Annotated in this window: 15 protein-coding genes; 6 read left to right on the top strand and 9 right to left on the bottom strand. The window is 38.8% G+C overall.

Annotated features, from left to right (window positions below; translation table 11 throughout):
- Positions 1-77: 77 nt before the first annotated feature.
- The 4 genes from SB660_RS07010 to SB660_RS06995 all read right to left on the bottom strand — a co-directional run bounded on the left by SB660_RS07010 (position 78) and on the right by SB660_RS06995 (position 5402).
- Positions 78-2255: an MMPL family transporter gene (locus SB660_RS07010; RefSeq protein WP_410581917.1), complete on the bottom strand. Its 2178-nt coding sequence runs from the start codon at positions 2253-2255 to the stop codon at positions 78-80.
- A gap of 149 nt (positions 2256-2404) precedes the next feature.
- Positions 2405-3436, bottom strand: coding sequence for an acyltransferase family protein (locus SB660_RS07005; RefSeq protein WP_410581915.1), 1032 nt, complete (start codon positions 3434-3436; stop codon positions 2405-2407).
- A 132-nt stretch (positions 3437-3568) separates the two neighbouring features.
- A complete protein-coding gene (locus tag SB660_RS07000; RefSeq protein ID WP_061406919.1) occupies positions 3569-4765 on the bottom strand; it encodes an MFS transporter in 1197 nt (398 codons plus the stop codon).
- Positions 4766-4796: 31 nt separating this feature from the next.
- Positions 4797-5402 (bottom strand): TetR/AcrR family transcriptional regulator, encoded by a 606-nt coding sequence (locus tag SB660_RS06995; RefSeq protein ID WP_180309502.1) that lies wholly within the window; start codon positions 5400-5402, stop codon positions 4797-4799.
- A 204-nt stretch (positions 5403-5606) separates the two neighbouring features.
- On the opposite strand from SB660_RS06995, the gene SB660_RS06990 reads away from it, so the two are divergent.
- Both SB660_RS06990 and SB660_RS06985 read left to right on the top strand, forming a co-directional pair.
- The gene (locus tag SB660_RS06990; RefSeq protein ID WP_061406915.1) at positions 5607-6059 is read left to right on the top strand and encodes a MarR family winged helix-turn-helix transcriptional regulator; all 453 of its coding nucleotides are present in this window, start codon (positions 5607-5609) and stop codon (positions 6057-6059) included.
- Positions 6060-6115: 56 nt separating this feature from the next.
- Positions 6116-7015, top strand: coding sequence for an alpha/beta fold hydrolase (locus tag SB660_RS06985; RefSeq protein ID WP_410581912.1), 900 nt, complete (start codon positions 6116-6118; stop codon positions 7013-7015).
- A gap of 32 nt (positions 7016-7047) precedes the next feature.
- On the opposite strand, the gene SB660_RS06980 is transcribed toward SB660_RS06985, so the two are convergent.
- Positions 7048-8196, bottom strand: a complete 1149-nt coding sequence (locus SB660_RS06980) for a type II asparaginase (protein ID WP_410581910.1) — start codon at positions 8194-8196, stop codon at positions 7048-7050.
- Between the two features lie 388 nt (positions 8197-8584).
- On the opposite strand from SB660_RS06980, the gene SB660_RS06975 reads away from it, so the two are divergent.
- On the top strand, positions 8585-8842 hold the full coding sequence (locus tag SB660_RS06975) for a hypothetical protein (protein WP_371869426.1): 258 nt from the start codon (positions 8585-8587) through the stop codon (positions 8840-8842).
- 118 nt (positions 8843-8960) lie between these two features.
- Here the strand turns inward: SB660_RS06975 and SB660_RS06970 are convergent, their stop codons facing one another.
- The 4 genes from SB660_RS06970 to SB660_RS06955 all read right to left on the bottom strand — a co-directional run bounded on the left by SB660_RS06970 (position 8961) and on the right by SB660_RS06955 (position 12462).
- Positions 8961-9722 (bottom strand): SDR family NAD(P)-dependent oxidoreductase, encoded by a 762-nt coding sequence (locus SB660_RS06970; RefSeq protein ID WP_410581907.1) that lies wholly within the window; start codon positions 9720-9722, stop codon positions 8961-8963.
- 104 nt (positions 9723-9826) lie between these two features.
- On the bottom strand, positions 9827-10192 hold the full coding sequence (locus SB660_RS06965) for an MmcQ/YjbR family DNA-binding protein (RefSeq protein ID WP_180309507.1): 366 nt from the start codon (positions 10190-10192) through the stop codon (positions 9827-9829).
- 138 nt (positions 10193-10330) lie between these two features.
- A complete protein-coding gene (locus SB660_RS06960; RefSeq protein WP_410581905.1) occupies positions 10331-11224 on the bottom strand; it encodes an alpha/beta hydrolase in 894 nt (297 codons plus the stop codon).
- Positions 11225-11580: 356 nt separating this feature from the next.
- Positions 11581-12462, bottom strand: coding sequence for a LysR family transcriptional regulator (locus SB660_RS06955; protein WP_180309509.1), 882 nt, complete (start codon positions 12460-12462; stop codon positions 11581-11583).
- 372 nt (positions 12463-12834) lie between these two features.
- On the opposite strand from SB660_RS06955, the gene SB660_RS06950 reads away from it, so the two are divergent.
- From SB660_RS06950 to SB660_RS06940, 3 genes are all read left to right on the top strand, one after another.
- Positions 12835-13890: an ornithine cyclodeaminase family protein gene (locus SB660_RS06950; RefSeq protein ID WP_180309510.1), complete on the top strand. Its 1056-nt coding sequence runs from the start codon at positions 12835-12837 to the stop codon at positions 13888-13890.
- A 99-nt stretch (positions 13891-13989) separates the two neighbouring features.
- Positions 13990-15123, top strand: coding sequence for an aminotransferase (locus SB660_RS06945; protein WP_180309511.1), 1134 nt, complete (start codon positions 13990-13992; stop codon positions 15121-15123).
- A 282-nt stretch (positions 15124-15405) separates the two neighbouring features.
- Positions 15406-15543 carry a hypothetical protein gene (locus tag SB660_RS06940; RefSeq protein WP_180308899.1) on the top strand — a complete coding sequence of 46 codons (138 nt, stop codon included), beginning with the start codon at positions 15406-15408 and terminating at the stop codon, positions 15541-15543.
- The last annotated feature ends 1 nt before the right edge of the window (position 15544 follow it).

Below are 15544 nucleotides of genomic sequence, written 5' to 3'. Positions count from 1 at the left end.
TCACTCAAAAAATACCGCCCACCCTTTATCGAGGTAATGGCGGTATCATCAATCATACCATGTAAGACTATCAGTGACTAAATCACCTTCTCTTCTTTCTCATCTTGCTGAGAAATAGACTCACCTTCAATGTCTATACGTGGAAGCCAGCTTTCGAACCATTTGGGTAAGTACCAAGCAGCTCGTCCGATCAGCATCATACACGCTGGGATAAAAGTCATTCTTATGACAAATGCATCAAACAGAACACCGAATGCCAACGTTAACCCCATTGTTTTGATGATTAAGTCATCTGCAAAGATAAAACTAGCAAAGACGAGGATCATGATTAAGCCTGCGGCAGTCACTACTCTTCCACTGTGCTTCAAACCTGATACAACGGACTTTTTCGCATCACCTGATAGAAGGAAATCTTCTCTCATTCGACTGACTAAAAAGACCTCATAATCCATTGCAAGACCAAATAATATTCCTGTCACTAGTACAGGCATAAAGTTTAACAATGGGCCATTTGCTGGTATTCCAAACAAAGGCGCAAGGTGTCCATCCTGTAAAACAAAGACTGAAAAACCTAATGTAGCGGTCAATGTCATAAGGAATCCTAAAACCGCTTTTAATGGAACAAGGAAGGATCTAAACACAAGAATCATCAAAATCAAAGCAAATCCAATAATGACTCCTGCAAATTTCGGTAACGCTTCACTGAGTCTATCTGAAATATCTATATTAACTGCCGTAGAACCAGTAACAAGTAATTTCGTATCATACTTTTCAGCAGTCTGACTAGATTCATTTCGTATATCTTTGACTAATTGCTTTGTCGCCTTATCTTCTGGACCGCTTTTCGGTAAGATGGTCAGCATGGCGTACTTACCCGATGGATTAGGAACAGCCGGTGCCATTTGTTTGATGCCATCCATCTTCTCTAATACTTTTGTTGTTTTCTCAATAGATTTCATTGCGTTATTTGCATGGGAGGCATCAATAATAACAACCAGTGGCCCATTAAACCCTTTGCCAAACCCTTCTGCTAACAGGTCATAGCCCTTGCGTTCAGTTGTTTCCTTCCCCTTCATGCCGTTATCAGGAAGACCCAACTCCATATGAAGTGCTGGCCAACTGAGCAGACCAGTCAATACAATGACACCTAGGATGATCTTACCTGGATACTTCTTGATAAACCTTCCCCAAGCTGCTTGTTCTTCTTTTTGTTGAGATTGTAATTTAGAGAACCATTTATTCTTTCTTGAAGGGCTTACTTTATCACCAAGAATCCCTAGTATCGCAGGAACAATTGTCAGAGACACAAGCATAACTGATAGTACCATGAATGCAGCTACAAGACCCATAACGCCTAAAAATGGTATACCGACTAATACAAGTCCGCAAAGTGCAATCACGACGGTAACACCTGCAAACAATACAGCACTGCCTGCTGTAGCAACAGCTCTAGCAGCTGCTTCTTTCAATTCGTAACCCTCTGCTAATAACTGTCGATATCGAGAAATGATAAATAATGCATAATCAATTCCTACGGCAAGTCCAATCATCACAGCTAATGTAAGACTAAATGCAGACATATCAACAAAATTTGAGGTAATTAATATGACCATCACGCCGATCATTAACCCAATGGCAGCCGTCAAGATCGGTAGCCCTGCAATCAATAATGAAGCGAAGGTAAAGGCTAAAATAAAGAAGGCCATGACAATACCTATGACTTCCGAAATCCCGCCTACCTCAATTTCTGAGAATGTGACGGAGCCTCCTAATTCTGTTTGGATGCCAGCCTTTCTTGAAATCTTAATACTATCTAATACTTTCTCTTTTGAGGATGTTTTTACCTCATCCGCCTTTACCCGGTATGTAATATCCGCATACCCTATTTTCTTACCCTTACTAATAGCAAATGTCTGATATAAATCCGTCACTTGCCTGACTGCTTTATCCTTTTTGACTTCTTTGATCGTTTCGTTCAATTTGTTTCTTACTTTTTTTGTTTCTAATGTTTCACCCTTAGGTGCTTTAAAAATCAGACGAATCGTCCCGCCATCATCACCTGCTGGGAACTTTTTCTCTAAGAGATCCATTGCCTTTTCTGACTTTGTACCTGGAATCGACATATCTCCATTAAATGAAACACCTGTCCCTATTGTTGTCGCCACAACAGCTACTAAAACAAGTAACCAACCGATAATCATCCGTTTCGGCTTAGAAAAAGCACTTTTTCCTAAATGATATAAAAATTTTGCCATTCACTTACTCCTTTTTCTTAAACTTCGTGAACTTCATCTTTTTATTCTAAGCAATGAGATGATCGATTGAAATTGTACTTTCGGGCAAGAAGCATTGTACTTTTAGGCAACAAAAAAAGGGCATCTTCTTAAGATCCCCTTTAAATCGTTTATGAGGCGACTGTTTTTCGCCTCGTTCTGTTGATTTTACCGACAAACATATAGCCATATTTATAATGATTTGCTAACCGTGACAATAGGATAGGTCCAGCAATTGCAAGTGCTGATATTATGAATATCCCCACAAAGAATGGATAATCATTTAATTGGCCCCATAGCAACACAGAGATACCTAGAAAATACCCGTGAAGCAAATAGATGGTGAATGAATATTGACTAATGACAGCTACAAAAGGTGGAACGCTTTTCACTTTAGAAAACAAGAGAAAATATAAGAAGACAATACTGACTGTATAAAGAACAACGTCTGGCCTCTTAGAAGAAGGCTCGAAAAAACCTACATATGAATTGCTTAGAAGGGTCGCGGCTGAAATCAAAACAAGTCCATACACGGCATACTTAAAACGATGAAGTCTTGTGATAAACTGCTGATAATTCGCTCCACAATAATAGGCTAAACAAAAATAGAATAACCAACCTGGAAATGGAATCCATTCTAAGCCGAACATTGGATTAGGTAATTGAGGTTGTGGGATTTTGACGAGGTTCATGACACTTAAATAACCAACTGTGATGATAAAGGAGATCGGCAATACCCATTTGGCTGAGGTACGCTTAGCCATTTTGTGAAAAAACATGTGCAAAAAGTAAAATTGAAAAATAATCAGAACAAAATATCCAATATAATTTCCCAATAAGACATTTGCTGAAGCTCTTTTAAAGAAATCAGCTGCTCCTCCATTTAACGATGCCGAATGCAAAAACCCATCGACAATCCCAATAAATGCAAATGGGAAAAAGATGGCTTTCACTCTCTTCCACATAAATCCTTTAGGTGTACCATTTGGATAAGAATGCGCCAATAAAAACTCAGAAATGAAAATAAAACTCGGTGTACTGAACATGAGTAGTGCTACAAGAATAGATGATGAATGGGGGCTAGATAAAATGGCTATTGCATGAATGAGCACAACACTCAAACACGAGATACATCGAATATAAATAATCTCTTTAATTTGCATTGAAAATCCTCCTCTAGTATTTTGGTAAAATATTCATCATATTAACATGAATAACACCTCATCAACAGAGACCTTGTGATTATTTCAATACTTTATCCACAGGAACAAAAAAAAGAGCCCTAGTTAGAGCCCTTAATCAGATGCAACCGTCGCCTTTCCCTTCCAAATAAAGGTTAATCCTAATCCTAGAAATAAGACAACACCTGCGAATAGAAATGGGAAATGTATATTTAGATCGAATAAAATCCCGCCAAGGGCTGGGCCAAATATCGTACCTAGACTTGTGTAGGTGGAATTCATCCCTGCGACAAATCCTTGCTGATTGCCAGCGATTTTTGATAAGAAGGTCGTTAATGCTGGACGCAATAAATCAAATGCTAAGAAAATTACACATGTGACAATGAGCACCACCATAAAACCTGACACGACAGTTGAGACAAAAGCGAGCACCGCTCCAACAATCAAGCAGAGCTGAATGACTCTTTTTTCCCCAAGGGTATTAACGAGTTTCCCAAACACCAGCACTTGGATGATAACCGCCACAATCGAGCTGACCGTAATAATCACCGCAATATCTTTTGGACCAAATCCAAACTTATGATTTGTAAACAGGCTGAAGACCGTTTCATACGCGGACAGTCCAAACGCGAGGACAAACACAATGATAAAAGCGATGAGATAGCTTGGATGGATCGATTTTTTCAAATCTTTAAAGAAGGTCGATTCCTTCACTTGATCCATCTGCTTCGCTCGCTCTTCTTTTGTTAATGGCTCCTTCAGCAAAAACATAGACGAAATGACGGCTATAAAGGCAATCCCTGCTGCAAAGAAGAATGGCAGGCGTACACCGTATTCTGCAATAAATCCGCCAATCCCAGGACCGATAATAAAGCCGGTACTAATGGCCGCTGATACATACCCCATTGCCTTTGATCTTTCTTGAACGGTCGTGATATCTGCGACATAAGCAGTGACAGCAGGCATAATAAATGCCGCACTAATACCTCCTAGCAGCCTTGCAAAATACAGCACATACACGTGTGTCCCAAGACCGAAGACGAGTTCTGATAACGCAAATAGAAAAAGGCCTGACACAATCATAATCTTTCTTCCGTAGCGGTCTACCCATCTCCCTGCAATAGGTGATGTAATGAGCTGAGCCACAGCAAACGCCGCCACAAGGTATCCCATCGTACTCCCCGTCAGATGCATCACATTCATGAATAGCGGCATGACAGGAATGATGAGACCGATGCCTAAAAAGGCAATAAATATGTTACTTAATAAAATAACGAGTACAGCTTTTTGCTCACGAATCGGTTTTTGCATGATGTTTGTTTCCCCTTTATTGATTCAATTGTTACTCATGATGGTTGATTCCGTGAATAATCAATGAGATCGCTTGTTTTTGTAATTCTTTTTTCTCTTCGATTGGATCATTTTTATACAACACGTCTAATCCGTAAAAAACGGATAATAATATTTTCACTGTTGACTCGACATGCTGGATCGACCAGCTGCCATCTTCGTTACCTTCAATTATGATGTCTCTCATCACATCATCAAAGTCTGCATCAATCTTGTTCAGCCGTTCCATGACCTCGGCGGATGTAAAGGCACTTGCACAAAATTCCTCACTTGCTCTCATTAATGGGTAATTAATGCCCATTTGACTGAGCAGTTCTGCAAATCCTGCGAGCTGATCAATGGCCTGGTGCATCGTTTGTTTTTCCTGATGCCACGTCTCCATCATCAAGAGGTGATCCTCTTCCATGATATGAAGGAACAAAAACTCTTTTCCTTTAAAATGGTGATATAGATTACCTTTACTCACCTCAGCCGCCTCTAGAATATCTCGCACAGAAGTTTCTGAGTACCCCTTTTTTGCAAATAAATCACGTGAAGCGGTGACGATTTTTCGCTTCGTCTTCTCGCTCTTTTCAGCCCCGCTTTGTGTACTTGTCATCTTTTACAATCCCTTCTACCTTGCTTTTCTTCATTAAGACAAATCAAAACCGACCAGTTGGTTTATTTTTTTATTATAAATGGATTTTTTTCGAAATACAATGAAAAAGTCATCGAAACGATCACTTGTACCATCCCTCATTTAATATTTCTTAATATTTAACTTCACTTAACTATAAACATTGCCTATAATGAAATAGAGGTGATGTCATTGGATGAGGAAATCATTCATTACAGTAAAAAAATCATTGAATACTCGAATGCACTAGGCTCCATCTATGTAGAAGAGTATCAACGATTTTTAAAACATGAATATGCAGATTTATCAGCCAAACAAGAGCTGACACTTGAATTATTACGGACAAAAACAAGAACCATCAACGAACTAGCTGATTACTTTTCCATTTCGGCAAGTGCCGCTAGCCAGCTTGTATCAAAGCTAGAACAGCTTGGCTATGTCAAACGAGAAATAAATCCACATAACCGGCGGGAAATCATTGTTGATTTTGCTCAAAAGGGTCATGACTTTCACAAGAATACAGAAGAAATTCAATTGCACCTCATTCAAAAATACTATGCAAAGCTTCCAAAAGAAGATTTAAAAACATTATTGTCTCTATACGAAAAAATCTATCAGATTGCGAAAGAAGCGCCTTGATCTGGTGTTTCTTTCTCCAACATTTAAGTTAATTAAACTATTAAGGAGATGAAAATATGGATAGCATTCATTTACAAGATGGACGTCATATTGGTTTGTGTGAATACGGGGATCTTAAAGGGTTTCCAGTATTCTTTTTTCACGGAACCCCTGGATCAAGAGTGATGTTTTTAGATGATGACCCGATTTCTAAAGAGCTCGGTGTTCGTCTCATCTGTTTAGACAGACCAGGATTTGGTTTATCTACCCCTCAACCTGAACGCACGATTTTAGATTGGGCAAAAGATGTGCTAGAGGTAGCAGATCATCTCGGTATTCACCATTTTTCAGTGATGGGTGTATCTGGAGGCGGCGCATTCGCTGCTGGCTGTGCTTATCAATTGCCGAATCGAGTTCTTTCAGCCGCTCTGATTTCAAGTACAACGCCATTTCAGGACGGAAAACCGCCTAAAAGTATGCTCAAAGAAAACAAATTGGCTTTTTTCCTCAGTAAGAAGTTCCCTTGGTTATTGAAAGCAAGCTACCGTTCTCAGAAAAAGATGATTGAGAACAAACCAGAAAAATTTAAGAAGCTGGCCAAAAATGGGAACAAACATTTGCACCCATGGGACCGTCAATTTCTTCAAACCGATGAGCAATTAGAGATGATGATGACACATTTACACGAAGCCACTCGTCAATCGGTGGATGAATGTATTCGTGAACCAGATTTGCTCTCGCGTCCGTGGGCATTTGATATGAAGGATATACAAATCCCTGTTGATGTATGGCATGGAAAAGAAGATTCGATGGCTCCGTTTGCCGAAATAGAAAAAATGGCGCCTAGCATTCCAAACGTCAAAACCTATTATATCGATGAAGCGGGACATTTTCTTACGGATGTAGACGATATTTGGCGAGATATTTTACTCTCTTTAAAAACACGTGCAAAAGAGCATCATCAGGAGCACGCATAAAAAAGACCCGAAGCTTCGGGTCCCTTTCTTCATTAATACTTTTCATAATATGTCTGCACTTTACTTGGATCTTTTGTCTTCGTTAGAGCGAGCATAAGCAGAATGCGAGCTTTTTGTGGATTCAATGAATCTGATGAGACAAAGTGATGTTCATCATCCATTTTTTCATGGGTCACAATCCCATTCCCCGCACGGCTTGATCTCACGAGGACCACGTCTTTCTTCACGGCATCTGTTGCCCCTTTGATGGCTTCAGTTGACATTGTTCCATTGCCGGCTGCGGCAACGACTATCCCTTTCGCTCCTGCTTTTACTGCTGCATCATACATGTATTTTTGATCATTTTGATAGCCATATAAAATATCGACTTGTGGTAATTCCTTAATGTTTGATACATCAAATTCACTTTCTGACGTATGCTTTCTGGTCGGTTCGTTATAAAAGGAAACCACTTCACCAGTAACTTCTCCAATGTAGCCATGTTCAAGAGACTTGAAGGAATCGGTTGTCGTCGTGTTTGTCTTTGAAATAAATCGAGCTGATGCAATTCGGTCATTTAATGTGACCATGACACCTTTGCCTTTGGCTTCTTTTGTGGATGCAATTTTCACAGCATGATACAAGTTTAGCGGGCCATCCGCGCTGATAGCAGATGCTGGACGCATTGAGCCAACGACTACAACTGGTTTATCACTTTTGACAACCAAATGTAAAAAGTAAGCGGTCTCTTCAAGAGTATCTGTTCCATGTGTGATGACAATCCCATCGACTTGATCATCGTTTAAGAGTTTATTCACTCGTTTGGCTAATTTTAAAAGAAGAGCATCATCCACATTTTCACTGCCTACATTCGCCACCTGCTCACCTGTTACGTTTGCAATATCCTTCAGCTGAGGAACTGAGGCAATGACTTTATCGATACCAAGTGCACCAGATTTATATCCTGTCGTATCTGTATCACTGTCTGAGCTGCCGGCAATCGTCCCGCCTGTCGCTAAAACCTTAATATTAGATAAGGACTTATTCCCTGTTTCTACGGCTGTTGTTTTGTCCTTTGATTCCTTAGATGCGGTTTCGTTTCCGCTATGATTTTTCTCTTGGGTACTTGTATTGGCACAAGCTGCTGTCAACAGTAATAAAACAGAAAGAAGGACAGCACCTAACCATTTTGTTACGTTCATTCGATCATCTCTTTTCTTAAATGTGATGGATTCAAAGCTAGGTCTCTTTCTATAGGATTTACTTTATACCATTCCTTCATTCATCAGCATGAGGCGAAAGATACAGAACCAAATAAAGGAAAAAAGGACATGTTCTTAATTATTTATTTACATCCAAATACCTAAATTCACTTTCAAAAAAGAGAATATTGAGGTTGTTCAATGAATGACAGAAAACGATGCTAAATCATCAATTTATGATAAAATATAGTAAATTTTACAAAAAGGAGTCTAACTATTACAAATGCTTCAATCATTTCACAAAATCCTAATCACACTATTCCTTAGTTCGATTTTACTCAGTCTGTTCGTATGCTTCTATCCACCGATTCAGGGAGAACCTGCGTTCATGGTATTTTACGTTCCCATCTTTTTTGTTTGTTATTTCGTCTTTGCGGTTCCTTTGCAGTTGTTGTTTTCTTTGCAGCCAAAGGCTTTCCATCCACTTTATCTTGCTGCTTATTTACTGATCGCAATGGTTGTCATGCTTTTTGTGATCGATGGTATTGGGAGTTCAGTATCTATACCCATCATCATCATGAGCAGTTTGATCTACTGGATCTCTGATTCTTTGCTTTATCAAAGAACATATGAAAAAAACACCTAATGTGAAGGTGTTTTTTTCACAGGAAGGATGAGGTCTTCTTCTACATATGGTGACACACTAGTTAATCAATGCCATAAAAAAATCACCGAGGGCATCTTCCCTCAGTGATGTGTCTTTTCTATTTCATACTTGAACCCGCATGTGAAAAAATCGGATCTTTCAATTCAAAATTAAAGGTCTTACCGTCAACAATACCGACTGTTTTTTCATGGTCATACAGCTCGAGCAGACAAGCTGCCATTTCTTTTGATGTATGATATTTCTTGATATTGCCTTCATATTCGAATTGATCTACATCTAATGAACGCTTTGCAAATTCTGATTCTGTTGCAGAAGGTGCTAATATTTTTGCTTGTAATTTAGCTCCCTTTTCTTTCAACTCTAGTGCCAATCCTTCTGTAAAGGCACTCACGTAAAACTTCGTGGCCGAATAGGTGACGGCATTACCGACGACTGTATAGCCCGCTCTTGAAGAAATGTTGATCAGCTGAGCCCCTTCTATTTGCTCATAATCACGAACAAATAAAGTGGATAAAATCGTTAAGGCTTCGATATTTAGGTGAAGCATATCTCCAATTTTACTTAAATCCTGTTCTCCTATCGAGCCGAAATGGCCGAATCCTGCATTATTAATGAAGGTGTCGAGCTCATATTCAGCCAATGATTCATAAAATGAATACACTTGCTCCATGTCGGTTAAATCGACAGACTGTATGTTTACTTTAATATCGGGATATTGATCAAGAATTTCTTTCTTCAGTTCTTGGAGTTTCTCGAGCCGGCGGGCAGCTAATATAAGGTTTTTGCCTCGTGCTGCAAAGGCTAGTGCCGCCTCATATCCAATACCTGAACTTGCTCCTGTAATGACTGTATAGCCCATTTGATATCCCCCTATTCACGTCTTCTCACTAGTTAAATTATAACGACAGCATTTCGTTCTAGTCAATTTTGAAGAGATTCACAGGGGTATTCACTAGTCTAGCTTCATTCATCATGTTGGAGGATGTCATGTTGAGATTTTTTTGTTAATTTGTGAAAAACCAATTGATAGGAATGTTCGATTAATTCCTCTACAAATGAAGATGGAATGTCTGCATCAAGGTAAATGGAATTCCAATGAGTCTTATTCATATAATAGCCTGGGATAATCCCCTCATGCCTCTCTCTTAGTTCTCCAGCACGTTGAGGGTCACATTTTAAAGTGATAACAGGCTTTCGATCCGCATCTCCGCCCATCATAGCAAACATCTTTCCACCAATATGATAACGATCTGCCTGCCATTCTGGCTGATAATCATGGGTAACTCCTTTTAAAGAAAGACAAAATGCCTGTAGTTTCTCTTTTTCCATTAGATTCGCTCCTTTTTTAAGTCGTCTATTCATTCTATTATATCGACTATAAAGGCAGATATCTGATCTTTTTCATTCACTTCACAACAATAAAGCACAGCCCCGCTGGGTTCTGTGCTTTTATATCAATGTCTTTTCTTATTCAAACGCCTTCTTCAATTGATCACTCATCAGATGCCAAGCCTCTTCAGCTATTTCTAAATCTCCGGCATGCGTGAAGGCGTGAGGGACTCCTTTAAACTGTCTGTACGTGACATCTACCCCTGCTTCTTTTAACTTCTCCGCATATTGTTTGGCTTCTTGAGCTAACGAATCTCTTTCAGCTGTGATCACGAGAGCTGGTGGCATTTGAGCCAAGGATGAACGATCGGCAAAGATTGGAGAAACGAGCGGATTGTGCGGATCTTGTCCTTGCAGATAGAAGGCATTAAAGAGTCTCGCCATTTCAACTGGGATCGCTTCTTCAAACGCTGGCTTTTGTGCTGGATCAGTGGCTAAATCAAGCGGCGGATAGTCAAGCACTTGATAGACAATCGGGAGTTGGTTCCCTTTTTGGATATTTAAGAGACAAGCAGCTGTTGCCAAATTTCCTCCTGCGCTATGTCCGCCAATAGCTATTGCTTTAGGGTCTATTTGAAGCTCATCAGGGTGTTCATACAGCCACTTCAGGACATCGTAGCATTCATGAAGAGCGGCTGGGAATGGATGCTCTGGCGCAAGCTGATACTCGACATTGACGACGATACATTGCGCCCTGTCTGCAATGACCGGGCACCAGTGGTTATCCATTTCAGCACTGCCTAGGATAAATCCTCCGCCATGTAAATTTACAAAAACGGGTAGCGTCTGCTTTGATGTGTTGACCGGCTTAAATACCCATACCTTTGTTTCGCCAGCACTTGTTGGAATGTCATATTCCATTTTGTTCACTTCAGGAGGATGAACTGGTTTTAGTTCCGATTGACTCGGTAATGAACCTTCAGCTGGTTGACGTAAAGACGCAGCGATTTTGATTTGCTCTTGTAAGTTCATGATCTCAGTCTCCTATCGTAATCATTTCTTCTTAACTCATTCGTTTCTTTTTCCTCTTTTCCTTCTACTGAATCTGCGGCACCTTACTGGATTCATCAAAATAAAAAAGATCATCCCGCTTTTTTAGTTGGTTTCGAAGGAATTGACGAAGAAGACATTGAAGATGGTATACGTTTATTAGCTAAACTAATTAATAAGGCTAAGTAACACACTGAATATAACACACGATACTAAGAAAATAAAAAAAGAAGAAAACGAGTTTTCCATGTTTATTGTAAACGTGAAAAACTCGTTTTTATATTACTCTATATCACAGCAGAAAACCTATAAAACAAATCATATTTAAGAAAAAACGATCACTCTGTAACTGCAAACCAAGTTTCTTTAAGCAATTCACAGAAAGATTGAACGGTTGGTCCTTCTGAACGACTTTTTAAATATACTACAGATGTTTCAATTTGTTTTTCGCAGTAATGCAAAGGAGTAAGAATACCCTCTGCTAATTCTTTTTTAATCATATTTTCCCCAAGCAAGGCGATTCCGGTTTTATTTAAAACTGCCCGTCTAATCGTTTCATCGCTTCCCCCACATTCAATGATAGAAGATGGACGGGTGTTAATTTCAGAAAAACACTGCTCTGTAATTGAGCTAAAACCGCAATGTTCATGATAAGCGAGAAACGGAAGGGATTCTATAACCTCTTCTTTAGAGCGGTTTTTGGCAAGGTCGGCGGAGACAACCAACACCGCCTTTTCCCTTTCTAAAACAAACTTTTCTAATTCTGAGGAATCAACTTCCCCTGCAACAATCCCAATATCTGCTTCATTATTTAAAATTTTATCGACAGCTATAAGGCTGTTTGCTGGCATGAGACGCAGTTTCACTTGTTTATGCAACTTTGTATAAGAACTAAGTAGTAAGGAAAGGTGATTCGTACAATAATATTCTGAAGCTGTAACAGTTAGACTTCCGGAAGGACCATTTAACTCTTCCATGTCTCTTTCCATATATTCCATTAATTCAAATAATCTATCTGTATGTTGCTTTAATTTTTTTCCAGCAGGCGTCAAAAACGTTTTTTTTCCAATACGGGTGAATAGAGAATGATTTATTTCCCTTTCTAATACTTGAATTTGTAAAGTAATAGTGGGTTGAGTATATTTTAAGATCTTTGCAGCTTTGGTCATATTCAATTCATTGGCTACTACTTGAAAAGTTTTTAGATTTCTGAGTTCCATTTAACCTTCATCTCACTATCTATATTTTTTATAGCCTACAAAAGCTACGATCCAAAAGTATAAAAAAATCATCTGATATAAGGTGAACCATATAACCCCATAGACAAGATGCTCTGAAGAGAATAGCGATCAAATCATTATATCAAAAATGTTAACGGTGTAGGAAAGCAGTTTATCGAATGTATATAAAACAAAAATGGATTAGCTGCTTTAAAATACCAATAAAGATCAAAGCATCACCTTACTCTTAAGGTTATGACATATCGCTAAAGTTTTCTAATACATACTATTAAATTTATTAATTTTTAGCTTTTTCCTTCCTGTGATAGATTGGATAAAGAGCAGAACGAGGTAAGGGAAAGGAAGGTTATTATGTATCCATTTAAAGTATTAAATCATGAAGATATCAAAGCTATTCTTGATATGAAAAATGTAATAGATATCATAGAAAAAGCTTACGTATTAAAAGAAAAGAAAGAAGCTTCTTTATTCCCTATGGTATTTCACGAGTTCGAACCTGGTAAAGCGGACATGGATATTAAATCAGGAGAATTGTCAGGAGCAGGCATTTTCGGCTTAAAGCTTGTTTCCTGGTTTGGGGACAACCCTTCTAAAGACCTTCCTGCTGTTGTTGGTACTGTCTTAGTTCTTGACAGCCATACAGGTCTTCCGATCGGCATTTTGAGCGGTGAGTATATGACCATGATGCGCACCGGAGCAGCTGGTGGAATTGGAGCTAAATATTTAGCAAGAAAAGATTCAGAAGAATTGCTGATGGTAGGATCAGGTCATGTTGCGGCTTATCAAATCTTAGCTGTTTTAATGACAATGAATCATATCAACAGAGTTCGAGTGTTTAATGCCCATTCATTTGACAAGGCTGGTCAGTTTTGTGCAGACATCAAAGGCAAGTTAAAAGAGCTATTAGCTCAAACTAAAGAGCAAAACCCGGAAGTATATGAAGAAATGCTTCAAAAGATAGAGATTGAGTATACGCCAGTTAATGATATTGAAACAGCTACGAGAAATGCAGATATTATTATTACGGCTACTCCAGCACGCCAACCAATTATTCTAAAAGAATGGGTAATGCCGGGTACTCACTTTTCATGTGTGGGTGCAGACATGGCAGGAAAACAAGAAATTGATGAAAATATTTTAACTGATGCTCGCATATTCGTTGATGACCTTGAACAGTCTGTTACGGTAGGAGAATTTGAAACTGCATTCAAAAAAGGCATCATTACAAAAGATAGCATCATTTCGGAAATTGGAGGAGTGATTACAAATCAAGCACCAGGACGCATTTCTCCAGAAGACATCACGGTTTTTGACAGTACAGGCATTTCTCTTCAAGATCTATTGACAGCGAACTATGTTCTAGAACAAGCAGAAGAAAAACAAATTGGGGTGTCGACAAAGCTGTAATTAATCGATAGCTTTTTAAATAAGCAGACTTAGAAAGTATTCTTTACAAAATGACTACGTATCAAAAAATAAGATCATACTTCCAAAGGAGTTAATAGGATGAATATTAAAACATTTGCTGTAGAGCATTGGATGAATTTATACGAGCAAGAGGCTGTTTATAATATCGCTGAAACATGTGTTGAATCTTTCACTGTAAATGAGTTGATTGGAATCGATGGCACAAATCCAGCAGATTTTTTCAATGAAGTCGGAAAGAAAAAATTAACATACGGACATATCGAAGGATCTCCAGAGTTTAAAAGCTTAGTATCTGGCCTGTATGAGACAGTTGAAGCTGATAATGTGCTTGTCATGAATGGAGCAATCGGTGCAAACTTCTTAGTGCTCTATTCTCTTATTGAACCAGGAGATCATGTAATTGCTGTACACCCAACATACCAGCAGTTATATGATGTACCGGCTTCATTTGGCGCGGATGTCGATCTACTGCCATTGAGACCAGAAAATAACTTCCTGCCGAATCTAAACGAATTAAAATCTCTGATTAACGAAAAAACAAAATTGATCATTATCAACAATCCGAATAATCCTTCAGGTGCTATTATTGAGAGAGAAATGCTTGAAGAGATTGTTGAAATTGCACGCTCATGTGATGCTTACTTGCTGAGCGACGAAGTATACAGAAACCTATTACAGGATGATAACCTTGTTGTGCCATCTGTTGCTGATTTATATGAAAAAGGAATCAGTACATCAAGTATGTCAAAAGTATTTTCATTGGCCGGCTTGCGCCTTGGCTGGATTGCAGGTCCAAGTGATGTAATCGCTGAATGCATAAAACACCGTGATTACACAACAATCAGCTGTGGTGTGCTTGACGATATGTTAGCCGTTCATGCTCTTAAAAACTATGACAAAGTCCTGGGGAGAAGCCGCAAAATTATCAAAGATAACCTGGCTATTTTAGATGAGTGGGTTCAAAACGAACCTTCAATCTCCTACGTAAAGCCACGTGCAGGCACAACATCTATGCTGAAATACGATTACCCTGTTTCATCAGAAGAATTTTGCGTTGACCTATTTAAAACGAATGGCACATTCTTAACGCCCGGTTCTTGCTTTGATATGGAAGGATATGTTCGTATCGGTTACGCATGTTCAACAGATGTATTAAAAGCAGGTCTTGAAAAATTCTCTGAATATCTGCGTACACTTAAAGTAAACAGCTGATGAACAACCATTAAGATAGATATTTGGAAAATCTGATCGTACAAAAAACCGAACTGCCAAATGGTTAGTTCGTTTTTTTGTAAAGTTAATCAGGATATTTCCCCCCCCTAAAGACATTGAAATATCTTGTCGGGTTATCTCACATCATTCATTTCAATAGTTACCATAAAGAAGTTCAAATTTTGAGTTCATTATTTTCGTGTTATTCTACATCTGCAACAGATGAAAGAGGATAGGTAGAGGTTTAAAAAATACTCAAGAAGATGGTAGGGGAATTTTTTTATGAGCAACAACTGGAGTTCCTTAGTTGAGAACATGGGTGATTATTTGGCACCTAGCATGGCAAAAGATCATCCAAACTTACCTGTTGTAAAAGCAGAAGGTTGTTATTACTACGGGCTCAATTTCAATTTGATCTAAT

Origin of the sequence: Bacillus sp. SIMBA_005 (assembly GCF_046535585.1) — a bacterium.
GTDB classification, from domain to species: Bacteria; Bacillota; Bacilli; order Bacillales; family Bacillaceae; genus Bacillus; species Bacillus pumilus.
Note: the sequence above shows the minus strand (reverse complement) of the source record. Positions and strands in the feature narration are given on the sequence as shown.

Bases quoted from the DNA above. Each gene is read 5' to 3' on its own strand.
- SB660_RS07010 (WP_410581917.1), bottom strand. From the start codon at position 2,255: ATGGCAAAATTTTTATATCATTTAGGAAAAAGTGCTTTTTCTAAGCCG.
- SB660_RS07005 (WP_410581915.1), bottom strand. From the start codon at position 3,436: ATGCAAATTAAAGAGATTATTTATATTCGATGTATCTCGTGTTTGAGT.
- SB660_RS07000 (WP_061406919.1), bottom strand. From the start codon at position 4,765: ATGCAAAAACCGATTCGTGAGCAAAAAGCTGTACTCGTTATTTTATTA.
- SB660_RS06995 (WP_180309502.1), bottom strand. From the start codon at position 5,402: ATGACAAGTACACAAAGCGGGGCTGAAAAGAGCGAGAAGACGAAGCGA.
- SB660_RS06990 (WP_061406915.1), top strand. From the start codon at position 5,607: ATGTCATTGGATGAGGAAATCATTCATTACAGTAAAAAAATCATTGAA.
- SB660_RS06985 (WP_410581912.1), top strand. From the start codon at position 6,116: ATGGATAGCATTCATTTACAAGATGGACGTCATATTGGTTTGTGTGAA.
- SB660_RS06980 (WP_410581910.1), bottom strand. From the start codon at position 8,196: ATGAACGTAACAAAATGGTTAGGTGCTGTCCTTCTTTCTGTTTTATTA.
- SB660_RS06975 (WP_371869426.1), top strand. From the start codon at position 8,585: ATGGTATTTTACGTTCCCATCTTTTTTGTTTGTTATTTCGTCTTTGCG.
- SB660_RS06970 (WP_410581907.1), bottom strand. From the start codon at position 9,722: ATGGGCTATACAGTCATTACAGGAGCAAGTTCAGGTATTGGATATGAG.
- SB660_RS06965 (WP_180309507.1), bottom strand. From the start codon at position 10,192: ATGGAAAAAGAGAAACTACAGGCATTTTGTCTTTCTTTAAAAGGAGTT.
- SB660_RS06960 (WP_410581905.1), bottom strand. From the start codon at position 11,224: ATGAACTTACAAGAGCAAATCAAAATCGCTGCGTCTTTACGTCAACCA.
- SB660_RS06955 (WP_180309509.1), bottom strand. From the start codon at position 12,462: ATGGAACTCAGAAATCTAAAAACTTTTCAAGTAGTAGCCAATGAATTG.
- SB660_RS06950 (WP_180309510.1), top strand. From the start codon at position 12,835: ATGTATCCATTTAAAGTATTAAATCATGAAGATATCAAAGCTATTCTT.
- SB660_RS06945 (WP_180309511.1), top strand. From the start codon at position 13,990: ATGAATATTAAAACATTTGCTGTAGAGCATTGGATGAATTTATACGAG.
- SB660_RS06940 (WP_180308899.1), top strand. From the start codon at position 15,406: ATGAGCAACAACTGGAGTTCCTTAGTTGAGAACATGGGTGATTATTTG.